This window comes from Paenibacillus sp. FSL H7-0331, assembly GCF_001956045.1.
Genome location: NZ_MRTH01000003.1, coordinates 49,198 through 66,511, shown reverse-complemented (window position 1 = coordinate 66,511; position 17,314 = coordinate 49,198). Strand labels below are relative to the sequence as shown.

15 protein-coding genes are annotated in these 17,314 nt (G+C 46.2%); 6 read left to right on the top strand and 9 right to left on the bottom strand.

All coding sequences use genetic code 11. From position 1 onward, the window contains the following. Window positions 1-98 precede the first annotated feature (98 nt). On the bottom strand, window positions 99-893 hold the full coding sequence (locus BK127_RS05175; RefSeq protein WP_083689072.1) for a DeoR/GlpR family DNA-binding transcription regulator: 795 nt from the start codon (window positions 891-893) through the stop codon (window positions 99-101). Between the two features lie 275 nt (window positions 894-1,168). Between BK127_RS05175 and BK127_RS42920 the strand changes: the two genes are divergently transcribed. Then, on the top strand, window positions 1,169-3,187 hold the full coding sequence (locus tag BK127_RS42920) for a phage baseplate protein (protein WP_076228956.1): 2,019 nt from the start codon (window positions 1,169-1,171) through the stop codon (window positions 3,185-3,187). Between the two features lie 92 nt (window positions 3,188-3,279). Here the strand turns inward: BK127_RS42920 and BK127_RS05165 are convergent, their stop codons facing one another. The 5 genes from BK127_RS05165 to BK127_RS05145 all read right to left on the bottom strand — a co-directional run bounded on the left by BK127_RS05165 (window position 3,280) and on the right by BK127_RS05145 (window position 8,330). Continuing rightward, a complete protein-coding gene (locus BK127_RS05165; RefSeq protein ID WP_076228955.1) occupies window positions 3,280-4,008 on the bottom strand; it encodes a glycerophosphodiester phosphodiesterase in 729 nt (242 codons plus the stop codon). 33 nt (window positions 4,009-4,041) lie between these two features. Then, complete coding sequence (locus tag BK127_RS05160) at window positions 4,042-5,037, bottom strand: sugar-binding transcriptional regulator (protein WP_076228954.1); 996 nt, start codon at window positions 5,035-5,037, stop codon at window positions 4,042-4,044. A gap of 191 nt (window positions 5,038-5,228) precedes the next feature. Continuing rightward, complete coding sequence (locus BK127_RS05155) at window positions 5,229-6,383, bottom strand: mannitol-1-phosphate 5-dehydrogenase (protein WP_076228953.1); 1,155 nt, start codon at window positions 6,381-6,383, stop codon at window positions 5,229-5,231. A gap of 519 nt (window positions 6,384-6,902) precedes the next feature. After that, the gene (locus tag BK127_RS05150; protein ID WP_076228952.1) at window positions 6,903-7,289 is read right to left on the bottom strand and encodes a VOC family protein; all 387 of its coding nucleotides are present in this window, start codon (window positions 7,287-7,289) and stop codon (window positions 6,903-6,905) included. A 117-nt stretch (window positions 7,290-7,406) separates the two neighbouring features. After that, entirely contained in the window at window positions 7,407-8,330 is a 924-nt protein-coding gene (locus BK127_RS05145; RefSeq protein ID WP_076228951.1) for an N-acetylneuraminate lyase, read from the bottom strand. Between the two features lie 150 nt (window positions 8,331-8,480). Between BK127_RS05145 and BK127_RS05140 the strand changes: the two genes are divergently transcribed. Further along, window positions 8,481-8,852: a sulfurtransferase gene (locus tag BK127_RS05140; protein ID WP_305954280.1), complete on the top strand. Its 372-nt coding sequence runs from the start codon at window positions 8,481-8,483 to the stop codon at window positions 8,850-8,852. A 106-nt stretch (window positions 8,853-8,958) separates the two neighbouring features. On the opposite strand, the gene BK127_RS05135 is transcribed toward BK127_RS05140, so the two are convergent. After that, entirely contained in the window at window positions 8,959-9,153 is a 195-nt protein-coding gene (locus tag BK127_RS05135; protein ID WP_076228950.1) for a transcription initiation factor TFIIIB, read from the bottom strand. A gap of 256 nt (window positions 9,154-9,409) precedes the next feature. Here BK127_RS05135 and BK127_RS05130 point away from each other — a divergent pair, with 256 nt between their 5' ends. Further along, complete coding sequence (locus tag BK127_RS05130) at window positions 9,410-10,294, top strand: helix-turn-helix transcriptional regulator (RefSeq protein ID WP_076228949.1); 885 nt, start codon at window positions 9,410-9,412, stop codon at window positions 10,292-10,294. 42 nt (window positions 10,295-10,336) lie between these two features. On the opposite strand, the gene BK127_RS44680 is transcribed toward BK127_RS05130, so the two are convergent. Further along, a complete protein-coding gene (locus BK127_RS44680; protein WP_076228948.1) occupies window positions 10,337-11,086 on the bottom strand; it encodes a fibronectin type III domain-containing protein in 750 nt (249 codons plus the stop codon). Continuing rightward, entirely contained in the window at window positions 11,087-14,272 is a 3,186-nt protein-coding gene (locus BK127_RS05120; protein WP_076228947.1) for a chondroitinase-B domain-containing protein, read from the bottom strand. Window positions 14,273-14,426: 154 nt separating this feature from the next. Between BK127_RS05120 and BK127_RS05115 the strand changes: the two genes are divergently transcribed. The 3 genes from BK127_RS05115 (at window position 14,427) to BK127_RS05105 (ending at window position 17,285) form a co-directional block, all read left to right on the top strand. Then, a complete protein-coding gene (locus BK127_RS05115; RefSeq protein WP_076228946.1) occupies window positions 14,427-15,530 on the top strand; it encodes an NAD(P)H-binding protein in 1,104 nt (367 codons plus the stop codon). 107 nt (window positions 15,531-15,637) lie between these two features. Then, the gene (locus BK127_RS05110) at window positions 15,638-16,732 is read left to right on the top strand and encodes a sensor histidine kinase (RefSeq protein WP_179097385.1); all 1,095 of its coding nucleotides are present in this window, start codon (window positions 15,638-15,640) and stop codon (window positions 16,730-16,732) included. A gap of 154 nt (window positions 16,733-16,886) precedes the next feature. Continuing rightward, on the top strand, window positions 16,887-17,285 hold the full coding sequence (locus tag BK127_RS05105) for a BlaI/MecI/CopY family transcriptional regulator (RefSeq protein WP_076228944.1): 399 nt from the start codon (window positions 16,887-16,889) through the stop codon (window positions 17,283-17,285). Window positions 17,286-17,314 lie beyond the last annotated feature (29 nt).

Genomic DNA, 17,314 nt, shown 5'->3' with positions numbered 1-17,314 from the left:
ACTATATATTATTTGTTTTCAACATATATTTTACCAAAAAAGAAACCAATCACAGATTGGTTTCTTTTTTATACAGAATTATAGGAAGGAGGCGATGTTCAGCTGACTACTACGACATTGATGTCACTTGAATCCATTTCTTGCAAGGCTTCTACTGGCATATGATTGTCGGTTACAAGCATGCTTACTTCCTCCAGCCCTATTAATCGGACTAAGGATTTTCTTTGAAACTTACTGCTGTCTGCTAATAAAATCAGCTGGTCCGAAATGGAGACGATGCTTTTTTTTAATTGTACATGTGCTTCATATGGCTCGCTGATCCCTCTTTGCAAATCAAAGCCTTGGCAAGAGAAAAAGAACTTGTCCACATGGTATCCTTCCAACATTTTCTCGGCTGGAGTACCGGTATTGCCTAATGAATGCCTATCCAGATAACCACCAATCAAAAATATTTGGATATTTGTTTTTTTGATCAGCTCATAAGCTATGGGGATGGAGTAGGTGATGACAGTAATCTCTTTGTTAGGAAAATATTTGGCCATTTGCAGGCAGGTCGTACTGGCATCAAGGGCTATCACTTCCCCGTCCTTAACCAAGGATGCCGCGTACTCGCCTATGGATCTTTTTTCTTCCGCTTGCACCAATTCCCGCTGCAGTACAGGGAGCTCCGGGCCTTCTTTACGGTTAAGCACAGCGCCGCCATGTGTTCGAAGCAGTGACCCTTCATTCTCAAGCCGTTCAAGATCACGGCGAATCGTTTCCTCCGTAACTCCGAATCTTTTGCTCATATCAGATACGCGGACTACACCCAATTCTTCCAGCAGATTCACAATTTCTTTTTTTCGATCATTACCCGCTAAGGTCTCCACTCTCCTGGATGTATTGTTTTCCACATTTACCACCTTACCCTATGCTTATTATTGTGATATCCCATCAAAGAATCTTTACTTTGTTAGTTTTCATGTCCGTTTTACAGACTCCATTGTTAATCATTTTACTTCATCTTTGAATGAAGGGCAATGCCGCAACAATTGAAATAAATTAATGTTTAGTAAATTTGGACATATGTCCACATGCAAACAATTGATTGGACATCTTTTGTGGTTTGAAGTAGAATGAAAATGCTTACAAGTTAGGAATTGAAAACCAAAATTGTTAGGAGGCCAAAATGAAAATTTCATGTGTACGAACAGAACAATCGACGGTAACCGAGGTGTCAAGGAAGCATCGTTTTATTGGCAAGAGACTATTGCAGGTTCTTTCGATTTTTCTTGTAGTAATGATGTTGTCGTTTTCTCTATTAACCATCGGAGAAGGTATTGCACAAGCTTCAGTTCCAGATAAGTTCGATTTATCAGACGCCGCAGAACCCTTGTTTACAAGCAAGGCACTGACGGACAACACGGTACAGCAATCCTTTGCGTTCGATAATACGAATAATTGTATCTACGTGGTGCAGGTTACAGCTGGAGGACAACAATTAGGAACGGAAACCCGAACCTACACGGCTGCAGAGAGAGCCCTTAATGGGGATTTAACGGTTACGAAGCTCAGTACGACTGGAACCGCATTGGGGAAAATGTATTTGATGGGGTTTGGACACGGGCTTTCGATCGGGGCGGAGCCAGTTGGCACGACTACCTATTTGTGGACCGATGTCGATGCTTTCCAGGATGATTCAACCGATGCAAATAGCTATGGCACTCAGTTAGCCAGATTCGCATTTGTGAATAATCAGGTATTGGTCCATACCGATTCATCGATTACTAAATACTCGCCAGTGGCAGGTGCTGATCGGACGACAGTCAATGTAGATATGGCTAACGGCCTGTTGACCGTGCGTTACCGTACAGGCGTTGTCGGAAGCCGCTCGTTCCATTTCAGCGTTTATGACCTGGCCAAATTCAAGACGGGTACCTTTACACCGCTCGCTACAGTAGATCAACCGTCGACTTTAGGTTCCTTTAAAGGCTTTGTATCTTACGGCAGCTATCTATATGTACTGGATGGGAATGCCTACAATTCGTCCACCAACCCTACCGGTAACACGTATATAACGACGGTGGATTTTAATTCGGGCGCTCAAGTGGATCGGTCATTGACGAATGCAGGCAGCTCACTTCTATTCAGAGAGCCGCATGGCATGTCGATTCAGACTGCAGGTACAGATGTCCGATTATCCTTCGGTTTTGCATCCTATAAATCATCGACGGATACCGGCAAGAATTCCAATATCTTTTACAAGGACGCTTTTGTATCCAACATGTTTGATTTATCCGATCCGGCGGAGCCCCTGCTTACGGGTAAAGTGCTGGCAGACCCCACGCTGCAGCAAGGCTTTGCAATAGATAATACGAATGATCATATTTACATGGTACAGGTTACAAATGCAGGTCAGCAATTAGGGACGGAAACCAGGACCTACAGCAGCGCAGAGAGAGCGCTCAAAGGAGATTTAACAGTTACGAAGCTCAGCTCAACCGGTACCATACTCGGAAAAATGTATTTGATAGGTTTTGGACACGGGGTTTCCATTGGTGTGGAGCCTGTCGGTACAACCGCCTATTTGTGGACGGAGGTGGATGCTGTTAACGATGGATCAGATGGAAATGGTTATGGCACTCAATTAGCCAGATTCCCTTTTGTGAATAATCAGGTTCTGGTCAATACGGACTCATCCATTACCAAGTACGCCCCGATAGTGGGAGCAGACCGGACAACTGTCAATATCGATATGACGAACGGTCTGCTGACGATGCGCTACCGAACAGGTGTTGTGGGAAGCCGTGCATTCCATTATAGTACGTTTAATCTGGCCCAGCTTAAAGGAGGTACCTTTACACCGCTCGCAACCGTGGATCAACCGACAGGATTAGGCACTTTTCAGGGGTTTGCCTCTTATGGAAGTTATCTTTATTTACTGGATGGAACTGCCTACGATACAGCCACGAACCCTACCGGTAACACCTATATTACGACAGTGAACTTAAATACAGGTTTACAGGTGGATCGACAATTGACGAATGCAGGAAGCTCCTTGCTATTCAGAGAACCGGAGGGCATGTCCATCCAGGTTGTCGGCACAACCGTTCGGTTATGCTTCGGATTTGGTTCGTATCGATCGTCGACGGATACAAAAAAGCACGCCAACATCTTTTACAAAGATGTTCTTGTAACAGGAACCTGATTCATACCTGACTTACAAATAAAAACGGAACCGCAAGCAAAAGCTTGTTGTTCCGTTTTTTCTATTATATGAACATAAAGTAGAAGAAAGTGCTATACACCTACATGCAGCTTGGGATGGTTGCGATAAAATTCGGCCCAACGCTCCAGCTCATTCGTCGTGATCAGATCCGTTGGATATTTGGCGGCGATAAGCTCCATATCGGCTAATGTATCTACGGGCCAAGGCCCGGAAATGATGCCCCGCTCCTGCATCATGGCTGCATATTGCGGTGTCATGAAGCGAAGCTGCACACCCAAAAAGTCACAATCGATTTCTTCCATAAACGGAAACACGTAAGGCATACTTCCGCTGCTGCACAGACCCAGTCTTATATCTTTATTCAGTTGTCTCGTCTTGGCGATGGAAAAGTGATCGAAACCAATGATTCTGCACTGGTCCAATGTGTCCGTTTTGCGTATAACCTCCAGCGTCTTTTCCTCCAGACCCGGATATAGGTCGCCAGATTGCTTCAGCTCAACCAGAATCGATATTTGGCCCTTAAGCAGGTTCAATGCTTCCTCCAGGGTCGGGATCGTTTCTACTTCCTTAACGCGGAAATATTTGAGTTCATCCAGAGTGTAATCACGGATGAAGCCTTTACCATCCGTCATCCGCTCAATCGAATAATCATGCATAAGGACTGGAATACCGTCTTTACTTAAATGAACGTCAAGCTCCAGATGCGTAAAAGACAAATCAACTGCAGCTTGAAAGGAGGATAGTGTATTTTCCGGATACTTGACCGGATAACCCCGGTGAGCAACACCTTTAATTTTCACAATAATATCTCCTTAAACATCAATTTATTGGATTTATTTGAGCTCAAGTACCTGCAATGCCGTTTCTTCCGTTGTAATCAGCACATTCAGCAGCTTTCCTTGCAAAGCACCACTTATAGCTTGCACCTTGTGCGCGCCTTGCGCCACACAAATACGCAACTCAATATTCATCAAATCTTCCGTCGACGTGCCTACGACCCTTTCGCTGATGCGTGGAAGGGAGAACTTGCCCTGCTTGTCATAGCAATGAAACAGAATCTCTCCTACAGAGGCTCCACTTAACTCCTCATAGGTTAAACCGGATACCAGATTTAACGCCAATAAGGTGGAATCTTCACCAGCGTGGCCAATACTGAACACAATCGTTTCCATTTTGCGGATTTCCAACATGATCTCCTGTATGCTCGGATCCTGCATAAAGCTTTCCTTGCTTTCAGCGCTACCGGCAATCGCAGGTGCTGGAAACAAATGAGCCTTGCCCCGAAGCGCTTGAGCCCACATCTGAATGATCGAGGAGGCAGGAATCTGATCTTCCTTGGCGCCAAAACCGCCTATCAGCTGATAAACCTTCAGTCCCGGACGCGAATCGCACAGATGCAGCTGGGTGCCGATTGCGTTCAGCGTCTTCCCCCACCCAAGCCCAATGGCCCCGTGTGAGGGCAGTACCGAATCCAGATATTGAGTCGCCATTGCCTCAAAAGGATTCGCGCTTTGATCACCCCGAAATACTACGCAGTCCTTCAAGCCATACAGCTTGGTAAGTTTGCGTTCCAAGGGCTCATGCCGACAGCTGTCCAGGTCGGAACGAATTTGGATTTGTACGATTCCTCTTTCCCTCGCCTCATTTAAAAATCTGGAAACTGAAGATCTTCCGATATTAAGCTGCACAGAGATTTCCTGCTGGCTCATGCCAAGGACGTAGTACATCCGTGCTACCCTCTCCAGAAAGCTCTCTTTAGACAAATGCTCATTTTTACTATTTCCGCTCATATGATTCAAATTGGCCCAATCCTTCAACAAAATATCCAACTATAGGATAATTATTGTCCGATTGCACCGCCTCCCATTCCCAGAATGCCTTTCGAATATCCTTGATCTTCAAATCAACCTAATCATACGTCCACGATTGCACAAATGCTCAAATATACGATCATTTTATCATGTCAGCACAACGATTACAACATTGTGTTAACCACATAGAAGGTATATGATTTCGCATTTTATATCGGCTGTGTCAATGTCTCATAGTGATGAATAATCAGGTCGTGAACAGGATGTCCAATCGGTATTCCAGTAAAATGAGCAGCAGCTTGATGAATCCCCACAGCCTTGATTTTCGCTTGAATTTGTACAGCTTCCTCGTCTGAACTGTAATCAAACAGCAGTGCCGTCGCTATTACCCTTGATAAATGATAAGGCTCTATTCCTAAATGAAAGGCTTGAAGAGCAGGACGAACCAATCGGTCATTCGGAGAAAGCTTACGGATCGGTGAGCGACCCACACGGACAACCCCATCAGATAAATAAGCATTGCCAAAACGGCTCATAATTTTTTGGATATATTGTGTATGCTCTTGCAGATTCAGACCATGCTTCTTAACAAGCAAGGAGCCCGTTTCCTCCAGTACCTGCCTGACCTGAATAGAAATAGCCGGATCAGCCATCGTTTCATGGATCGTTGCATAACCGTTCAGATAGCCCAAGTAAGCGGCACAGCAATGTCCGGTATTGACGGTAAAAAGCTTGCGCTCGATGTAGCTCTCCAACTGATCAACATAACCCGCCCCCTGTATCTGGACTGCTCCCGGCGGCATGCCTCTACGATCGATCAGCCACTCATAAAAGGGTTCGACGGTTACCTCCAACGGATCATCATGGCTTTGAATGGGCACGATCCGATCCACAGCCGTATTAGTAAAAAATACAGCTTCATCCGCCTTGCTGCATGCTTCACGGCTTAACCGTTCATACACCTGCTTCTTCAATAAAGAGCTTGCATGGATTGCATTCTCACAGGCTATGACCTGAAGTGGACCGGACAAGCTGTTCTTAATCCTGTGTTCTATGCCTCGCGCAATGACATCGGCAATCGATCCAAGCAAATTCACCCCTACCGCTGTAGTTATCAGATCGGCGCTGGCGATTTGCTGGATAACCTGTGCAACCTCATTACCGTTAATTGCTGATACTCCATTGACCTCCACGCTATCGTGAGACTCGGTTGCCAAGGAAACCGTATAGCTCCCTCTTTGACGAAGCAGTGATACTACCTTATCATTCACATCCACAAAACAGATCGTATAACCTGAACGGGAAAGCAGCAGTCCGATAAATCCCCTGCCAATATTGCCTGCACCAAAATGTACGGCTCTCATGATCACACTCCTCTTGAAACATGTAACCCCGGAGAGCTTGTTACTTCCCAGTTGTTTGACGAATGAAATGAATCTTACAGTTCAATTGCGATGTATGGGTGTATAACCACTTCCCAACACGATTTATATTTTGAGCAAATGTCCAAAATATAGCATTTGACCAAGTTGAAATCATTGTATCACACACAAACGAATTGCCGCAATACCGAATTGGAAGCTGCTGGAGACCGTTGTATAGTGATTAATCCTGCTGTCCATGCTTTCCAAAACCTCTCATTGGTAAAGCCTCCTTGGTTGATATGATAAAAGACTGCGGCCCTCTTCTCCCCATCTGAAGTAAATCCTTTAGTTTGATTCTTTTCTAGTGTAAAAAAGATCTTCATTGGTTTGTAATCGTACAATTTTACAGTTATTACATTTATTGCTGAAAACAAAAAGAATAGGGCTGCATCAGCCCTATTCTTCGATGGTATGGCCTTATCGGAAGCCTCGTTCCGGTCAGGATTAGCTTTCTTCAGCTTAGCAGCTGATCATCCAATTAACGCCATATTTATCTTCTACTTGCCCGTACATGCCACCCCAGAATACCGGCTCGAGCGGATGTATCACTGTGCCGCCTGCCGCGAGGTTATCGAACGCTTCCCGGCCTTCGGCTCCAGATTCGAAGTTCAAATTCAGGCTGATGCCGTTCCCCTGCGTAAGTGGACCGATGGAATCAGCCATGAAAAAGTTGATTCCTCCGGCAAGCAGACACAAGTGCATGACTTTGTCTTTGATCGCATCATTCGGCTCTGGTGCCTGACCATGCGTCATAACGGACTGGATCTCCCCACCAAGCGCTCCAATATAGAACTCCGCTTGCGCTCTGGAATCCTCCGAAAATAGGAAAGGTATAAGTGTTGCCATCCTCCATCATCCTTCCAACCAGTTATTGGGTATGTTCATTGCCATTATAGCATGACTGAAGAAGGAGGGTTTCTTATGGATTGCGGTGATTCGGACCAGAACTTAGACTTAGGTTCATCAGGAAGGGTTGTTTACTTTACTGTGAACGCTCAATATTTCATTGCTCTGCAGAAAGCGATGGATTTGCTCGTTTTCCTCCGATGTAAATTGTCTTAATGGCTGTCTGGCTGTAGGTGTGCTGATAATCCCCTGCTTGTATAGTACATATTTTTCGTAGGGTATCACGTCAAAATTCACCAGATGCGAAATAATAGCGTTGGCTTTACTTTGCAGGGAGCGTACTTCCTCCCATAGTCCACCCTGTATGGACGTATACATGTCCGTATACAGACTGGGCATCATGTTCATCGTACTGCCCACAGCACCATCCGCTGCGATTAAGGCACCCCCTGCGAAAACCTCGTCATGACCGTTCCAGATCAGGAAATCGTCCCCACACCTGGAACGAATCTGTTCCATTTCGAACAGGTTCAGCGAGGTGAACTTCACTCCGATACATTGCGGATGCTTCGCCATCTCTTCATAAAATCCGAGTGAAAGCTGGACGCCTGTGGCACCAGGGAAATGGTAAACAATCATTGGCAGCTTGGTGGCAGCCATAATCGTTTCATAATGCTTCTGAATTTCTCTGGCTCCTACTTTATAGTAAAAAGGCACAACCGCCGAGACCGCTTCTGCTCCCGCCGCTTCAGCATGTTGGGCAAGCTCAACGGACTCCATCGTACTCATACTGCCGATGTGTGCAACAACACGCGCCTTGCCGCCAGTCGCCTGAATGACCGTTTCCAATACCTGCTTGCGCTCTTCCCGCGTCATCAGGAAGCCTTCTCCTGTGCTGCCTCCAACATAAAACCCATGAATGCCATGCTCGATTTGATGCTGCACCAATCGTACCAATGATGGGTGGTCGATACCTCCGTCCTCATGCATAGGGGTAACCAACGCTGTGAAAATCCCGTGAAACCGTTTGCTGTTCGCCATTTGTTATTGCTCCTCTCCTTATCTTAGGTATTAGCGTACAGGACGTGGGACCTCCAAGGTGTTCATATTTTCTAATAAACCTCTCATATTTTTAAGAATTCGATTTTTTCGATAGTATGTATTCATTTTCGAACCGATATTGTTGCCGATGTGACAGAGGTTCAAGCCAAGCTTGGTCAGCCTGGAACCCTGCTGCTCGATTCCCGCGAAGCTCCCCGCTACCTGGGAGAAGTGGAGCCTATCGATAAAGCCGCGGGTCATATTCCGGACGCGATCAACAAGTTCTGGAAGGATGTCCTGGACGAGCAGGGCCGATTCAAGGACGAGTCTGCAATAACCGAGAACTATGCACGCCTTCCGCGTGACAAGGAAATCATCGTGTACTGCGGCTCCGGTGTAACCTCCACGCCGAATATTCTGGGACTTAGCGAGGCTGGATTCAAGAATGTGAAGCTTTATGCCGGAAGTTGGAGCGATTGGATTTCATATGAGGAGAATCCGATGGCTATTGGGGAAGAGTAACAGATAATGTAATTAATATTGGAGTACATCGTACCAATTGTGACACCTTGGGCGATGTATTTATTTTGTTCGGAGTCATCACGGAATTGTTACTTGGCTGTTTATATCAGCTATTAAATTTTGATGGATCTTCAACATAACTTTCCACAATAAAACCACATTTCAAACAAATATAATGAATTACAGGGGTGCCAAATTTAAAAAGACCTTTTATAGGAGTTACCACTGCATATCCAGTTTGTCTCCCTTTGCCTATTTCCTTGCCTCCACATTTAGGACATTGGGTCTCGGTCTTTGCCATAATTCAATTCCTCATTTCCAATAGGTAATAGTTTTATTAGTCATTTACATACCGCTTGCTAAATTCCCAGTGAACTATCAATTGAAACAACAGAAAAGTAAACCATAATAACTGAAGTTATATTTATTTTGTATGTAACTGTAAGGTATGTCAAATATTTTGCTGACTTGATAGCCAACTCGTCTATTATTAACCTCTCATATTTTTAACTGAGGATTTGTTTTATAATGAGATTACGAGTAAAGGAGGCCGCTCCATGTATCCCGACTACCTGTTTGAATATCCGAACCGTCAGACCTTGTTTCCCTTTTACATGAAAAAAAAATCGTATCAAGCGGTTGCTCCGCATCGACACGACTTTATTGAGCTTTCTTACGTTTCCGCAGGCAGCGGTCAGGAAATCATTAATGGGAGTGAGCATCGGATGATTCCCGGAACCTTTGTCCTGCTGCTGCCTTTTCATATACACAGCTTTCGATCCATCCCTGGTGAATCGCTGACCCTGTATACCTGCAACTTTCCTCTGGACCTGCTGACAGAAGGAAAGGAAGCTGAGCTTGGTCTAGCGCATCTGCTAACGGTTCAGGAGGATGGCTCGCCTCCGTATGTCATGGTTCCTAAAAGCGACAGGAGCCGTATATGCCATTTACTTGACGAGGCTTTGAGCGAATTTGAAGCGGATATCCCCTACAAGCATCTGGTTTTGAAAGGAAAGCTGCTTGAAGCGCTGGCACTATTCCTTCGTTACCGCTCATTACACGCTGCGGATGATCCAGCTGTCCCTCCCTCCGGCATATCTGCAAAAGCCAAGCTCGTGACATCCATCGTTCAATACATGTACCAGCAGTACATGGAGCCGTTGTCGCTTGCACAGGTAGCCCGGCATTTTCACATCACTCCAGCTTACCTTAGCGATTTGTTTCATAAACAGTACGGTATTCACTTTGTCGATTTCCTCCATGAGCTGCGTGTTCGACATGCCTGCAGTCTGCTGCTTTCCTCAGATATGCCGATCGCAGAGGTATGGGTGGAAGCGGGCTTCGGCTCGTATCCAAGCTTCTGCCGCATTTTCCATAAAGTAAAAGGAATGGGCGCCAGAGATTACCGTGACAGCCAGCACCAGAAGCGGCTGTTTCCGTAAGAGTGACCGTTTCTAATGCTGCCGCGCGCCACCCCTCCTCTTTTAAGAAACAATGGTCACAACATTCGAAGCCGTACTGTCACCAACGGTATTGGAAGCGACGACCTTGTAGTAATAAGTGGTTCCGCTGACCACACTCGTATCGGTGTACCCGTTGGATGTAGTCGTTCCCGCTCCGGTAATGATCACATTGTAGGTCGTACCGTTCGTAGATCTCAGCACCTTATAGCTGTCCGCTGCTGCCGAGGCGTTCCACGACAGGTTTACCTTCCCGCCTACTGCTGCTGCCGTCAACGAGGCTGGTGCCGCTGGCACAGCCGTCGGATTGCTGATCGTCGTGTAGATGACTACCGGGTCCCGGGTATCAGTGGTCCCTTCGAGACCAGCGACTTTGACCGCGATTCCGCCTGTTTTATTCGTCAGCCGGAAGCTGAGCACACCGTCCGACTGGCTTTTATAGAACGGTGTAATATCAAAGGTCACGAAGCTGCCCGCCGTAATTGGTGAAATCACTCCCAGAGCTGCGTCCGTTCTTGCCCTTTCGGGCTGATTATTAGCGGTAATCGTAGTCGGAACCCACGAATCATCGAGTAAGCCATGCAGTTGTAAATCCCCACCCGCTCCGGCAGAGGTGACGTACAGCTTGAGCTGCACAGTGTCGATACGGTCACTCAGGGCTGGCAAATTTACTTTATAATACCCGGCTCTCCGTTTGGTTCCGTCTCCTTTAATTTCCATCGTAGCTGCTGTACTGTAATTCGTGTCGGCATTGGCAGCTGTAATGTTATCCACTTACGTATCAGCGGTGACCGGAAGATTGGTTTGCGCTGAAGCGTTGACTTTGAGAGTTAAGGGCGGCGACGCTGCTCCATCATATGCAGCCGTTACAATCGAGCTGCCCAAGGCTGCTGCTGTCACCCATCCACTCGTGGAAACGGTCAGCACCCCAGGACTGCTGCTGGTAAAGGTTGACCCTGCCGTTACATCCTCCGTAGACAGATCGGCATAAGTAGCGATAACCTTAAGCTGCTTCGAAGTGCCACCCAGCGCAATCTGCACAGGAACCTCCGAAACTACAATTCCCCTCATCACCGGTGTTAATGCGCTGACCGTATTACCGCTCATGACCGTTTTATTCGCTTGGTCCACAGCCTCTACCTTGAACGTGTAGGTGGTTCCTGGCTGCAAGCCAAAAGCCACATAGCTTGTTACATCTCCAAAGGTCGTATCGATTTTCACATTATTCCGATAAATATGGTAGGCAGCAATCCTCGTATCATCTGTCGCCGCTGTCCAGCTGATAGTTGCATGACGAGGGGCGATGCTTGTCACTGAAACCGGAGTCGAGCCGCTCCATGTCGGGTTGGCTGTATCCGCTGGCAGACCCGCTGCCGAGTATTCGTCTGCTCCGACATCAGGGATACCGGTCCTCGGCTCACGATCCATATCCTCATTGATATAAGAATACGTCCCTCCGCTGCCATAGCTACCTGTGGATGCGTTGATGGCCGTACTTGCCGAGCCGAGCTTTTTGTACGCAATCGTTCTCAGCCTGGTATAGCTGGATGAGGTCCACAGCCAGGCGTACTGCTTGGCATCATGCTGCAGCACCTCATCCTTCAGCAGCGGGTAAGCAACATTAACCTCGGATGAGGTCAGTGATGCCGAATTGCCGGTTATGAGCGGCACATTTTTTTGCGGGAACATGATGTTGCCCAACCATGTCAGACCCGGAATGGGAGTCATGATCTTGATCAGCTCTTTTTGTGAGCCGACTACGATGTTATTGGCAAAGGTCAGATTTTCGGGAGGCAGCCCATAACGAACAAGCCCCAGTTCAATGTTGGCATAATTGTTGACCAGCGTGTTATTGGCTACAACGATATTTTTGGCTATGTAATGCAGAGCCGGATAAGTTGGATAATTCGTCATCAAATCATCCTTATCGCCAGTCGTAAACGTAATGGCGGCATCAAAGCTGCTGCCTGTCAAGCCTTGAAAATAGTTATTGTACACCTTATGGTTCTCGCCATAAATGCGGATGCCGCCTGTCCCCAGATTTTCACCGTAGGGGTCGGGGTTAAGCTCTGTACGTCCATTACCGATGAACATATTGCCGTAAGCGCTGGAGCCGTTGCCAGCCCGAAGTGACAAGGAGCCTAGCGATTCAATAAAATAATTGTACCGTATGATATTCGCGCCGCTCTTGACCGAAACAATCTCGGGATCACCATCGCAATGATCAAAGATGTTGTATTGAATCGTCGTATGGGCGTCCAGATGCACCAATGTCGATACCCCGATCCGAATGCTCTCCGATTCGTTCTCCTGACGTCCAAGCGTGTTGCGGAAAATGTTGTACTCCACCATATCGTATTGAGTGATTTCCTTGGTTGCAGCACTTGCCGCTGAAACGCCGTCGAACAAAATAAATTTTCCTGTATCCAGCTTATTTTCCATTAAATTATGGTCAACCCGATTGTGATGGCTGCCGGCTCCATCTATATAGACCCAATCGGTTTTGGGTCCGGTCACGCTGCTCGTGGCAGGCGAATGGAAGTAGTTATTCGTCACACGGATATGATGAGAGCCTGTCAAACGAACCCACGTAGAAGCCGTCATCGTAAATTCACAATCCTGCAGCGTAATATAGGAGCTCGTCGTGAATTTAAGTCCGGTCGATGTAAACTTCGCCATCCCTTTGTTACGTGCCGCAATGACGATTGGATTGTCTGCGGTTCCATTCAAGCCTGTGTAGGATGCACCTGCATAATTTCCGTTTTCAAGTAAAATGATGTCTCCCGGCGCTGCCGATGCGAGCGCAGCAGTAAGCTGGGTTGCGGTGGTGACCGTTGGTAATGAAACCGCTTTCGTAACACCTGATACGGAAGGTGTACTGTCATTTCCCTCTCCAGACGTCGTAACCGAGCTGACAACAAAATAATAAGTCGTCCCCGTTGTCAAACCGGATCTCGTGTAATTGGTTGTCGTAACCGGTGTGCTGTTCTGCTTCGTAAAAGGACCCGTTGGGCTTGTCGCCATCTTTACATTGTAGCCCGCTGCACCATCCACCGGCTCCCACGATACTTTAACCGCTCCCGTGCTCGGATAAGTCGCCGTAATATGATTGGGAGCTGCAATCATGGCAGGTGAAGTAGGTGAGCTGATGGTGGCTGCCTGCACATCATCAAAGGCGGTCGTTCCCGCATTGCTGTACAAGCCGACCTGGCCTGTCGCATAAGGCGTTGTGTCCGTCCCGGACAGCACGAGCGTAGATGCGTAATAGCCTTCAAGCGTTAAGCTGGAATCGGCATTTTCAATAACCTTGAGCTTGAGAGGCAAATAGCCGAAGCTGTCCAAGGACGGGTTCAAAATCGTGTTGGTTACCGAAACCCCGCTGGCATTAGGTGTACCGGAAGTTTGCGGAACGCTGACTTTGGAGGTACCCGTAACCTTTTCCAAATAAAACTGATAGCTGGACGAATTTTTCTTCCACGTAAATCGGTAATAATTAGGCGTACTCCCGGATACGGAATATCTGGCTACCAACCCCGCATACGTGCTGTTGGCACCGGTAATCTTCGCTTTGGCAGACAGCTCCATGCTATCGGTCGTAAGCTCCGGGTTATTGCTGCCCCAATAATTGATGGTCACCACATAGGCTGAGGTCGTTGTCGTATCCGTCTGATTCAGCACATGATTGCCAGGTGTAGCGGAAGCAATCTCTCCCACCGACCAGTTCGTGCTGCCTCCAACAGCGTTTACCCACGGCTGGCTCGCACTGGCAGTCGGTGCAATCGGAGATGTGTACCCCGACGCTGTCGTTCCGTAGCCTTCAAAGCCTTCCTGTAGGGGATACGGCAGCGCCGCTTCTGCCAAATCGGGTTGAATCCAAGGTGTCGATACCGAAAGCAGCAGCGCCAGACAAAGTGAAACGCATATCAGCTTCCCTCCTTTTAACAATCGCCTACTGTTCAACTATAATCACCATCCTTTTACGAGAATATAGTGAGTATAGCTGTAGGACTTGTATCCGCAAATGATCTATTTTACACTGACTTGTGATTTATTAATCGCTTCATCATCATGACCTAGATCTGTTACACTAAGCATCAACAAGGGGGCATTATGCATGGAGAAAAATAACGAGAATCATCAACGTCCAACGATCGCTTTAACGGGGGCGGACGAATATATAGGATATAACCTGCTAAAGCAATTGTCAGGACAAACCAAAGTTATCGCATTATCCAGACTTGCCGACAACCGAGAGGATAGGGAACACGTGGAGTGGCGATCCTGCGACTTTTTCTCTATGGATGACGCGGAGAAAGGTCTTGAGGGTGCGGATTACGCCGTATATTTGACTCCTTCCATGCTGTCCACCGCCAGGCTGACACAGGCCAAATTTGAGGATATAAACGTCATTCTTGCTGAGCATTTTGGACGCGCGGCTCAAAAGAATGGCGTGAAGCAGATCGTGTATTGGAGCGGCCTTGTTCCACCTGATACGAAGAAGAACGCACTTTCCCGCCACATGCGTAGTCGGCTTGAGGTGCAGCAGATCCTTGAATCCTTTGGAATTCCAGTGACGACGATTCGTACAGGTCTGATTGACGAGCCTGAGAACTCATCGCTCTCCGAAGTGCTGAACGCGTTAAAGCACAGTATTGGCAATAAAGAGTTGTTCGGAAGAACGATGGATATCGGAGGGCTTGATGTCACGACCTATGAGGAAATGCTCAAGCAAACAGCCGAGGTGAAACGCATAAAGCGGAAGCAGACGATAAAATCCGATGTACGTTCTGTTCAGCGTATCCTTGTGCCGGAAGGTAAGAACGCCACCTGGGCTGCTGCCTATTATTTGTCCTGGCTGTCGAGCTTCGCCAAGCCCTTGCTGAGGACCGTAATCGAAGACTCCGGGGTATGCCGTGTTTATATTGTATTCGACCGAAGACCGCTGCTGGAGCTGACTTATTCCTCACCAAGAAGCACGTCCGCGTGTGCTGTATACCAGATTACCGGCGGCACGTTCGCGAATACCAAAGAGTCGCACCACGGAAGGCTCGAGTTTATGCAAATTCCAGGCACACAGGAATGTATCGTTGCGATTCACGATTATGTGCCCTCCTTGCCTTGGTTCCTATACAGATTCACTCAGGCCAAGGTACATATCTGGGTGATGTACGCCTTCAGGAAAAATCTGCTTCGTCTCATCCGCCAACCTAACCTTTGATTATATTTTTACTCAGACCCATACATTAAAGGTATTGCGTTTACATTGTCGAATTAAACCTCAACGAGGCGGTGGCTGTAACAATGAATAACGAGTATGTTTCAATCATGGCAAGCCACAAAGCGATCATATCTAAAAGGTGGTTGCAGGAGGTACGGGAAATTTATCCCGATCTGCCTTTAGACTCAGCTGAAAATATTGATAATTATTTAAATTATATAATGAATTTAGAAATCCCTGCAGACGACCACCCTATTTTTAATTCTATACCGAAGTGGTCCAAGATTTCACTGGATCAGTATAACTATATTGAATACATTCTTATTACAACGAATATTTGGAGAAAAATCATTCTTGAAACTGTCGAACAGGTTGCCACAGAAAATGAGATTGCGATCTATCAACTTGTAAAAAAGTACATTTTCAGAATGGATTTATTTGAGAAGCATGCGCGTGAAAATTATTGGAGCCTGACCCGAAATGTGATATTGGAAAAAGATAAGCAAATTAATGAGCTGCATAGTGAACGTCTAGCTCTGATTGGCAAAATGGCAGCAAGTATGGCTCATGAGATCCGCAATCCGCTTACATCCATCCAGGGATTTTTAAAACTGATTAAACAAAGCATTTCCTCTGAAATGAACCGAAAGATTGCCGATTATATTAAAATTATTGATGATGAATTTGAGAGTATTAATATGCAGATTACGGGTTTTCTCAGTTTTTCCAGAAATCGAGAGCATGATGAATCCTTCGATAACATCTCAATACAACAAATTATTCATTCAGTTCTATCCATGATAAATCCGCGATTAATCCAAGAAGATATTCTATTTGTTAAAAAATTTAAAAACGATAAAATAATCAGGGTACAAAAGAAAGGCATACAACAAGTACTCTCCAATCTATTGAACAATGCCGTTGATGCGCTCATTGAAGTTCCCCATAAAAAACAAATTACGCTGTCAATAAAAGAAGATGATGAGCAGGTGTATCTGTATATTTCTAACAATGGCCCGAAGATCTCTGACGAGATCAAAGATTTTTTATTCACGCCATTTGTAACCAATAAATCATCAGGGACTGGGCTCGGATTGATGATATGCAAGCAAATTATGCAAAAAAATGATGGTGATATCCTTTTTGATACGAATGAAAAAGAAACCACTTTTATTTTATCTTTTAAGAAAGCTCCTCAATGAAGAGTCGCATCTGCTGCGGCTCTTTTTTCGTTGTATCCAGACATTCCTATCACATTCCAACAGTTGACAAATTTCATTTACACTTGTAATATCAAATTCATCAGGTTATATTTACATTCGTAAATGAAAGATCATCAGAAAGGATGGTTCCATTATGAGCACGATTCCCAAAATATCGGAATCCGAGTGGGAAATTATGAAAGTCATTTGGAAAAGCAGCCCGATCACCTCAGAGCAAATCCTGCTTCAGCTTCCCGATGAGATCCAATGGAGCGAGCAAACCGTTCGTACGTTTGTGAACAGGCTATTGAAAAAGAAAGTAATCGGCTTTGAGAAATCAGGAAGAGGTTATAAATACCACCCCCTATTTTCAGAAAAAGAATGCGTTAAGGCGGAAAGTCAGTCTTTTATAAAAAGAGTTTTTGGTGGTGTCGCAGGCAGTATGGTTACCAATTTTTTGGAGGAGGCGCATTTGTCCGATAAGGAGATCGAGCAGCTGCAGAAGATCTTGACGGACAAGCAGGATAAAGCCGATAACAAACCACAAGCATAATGAAGCTGCCCAAGTACATGTAAAGAGGT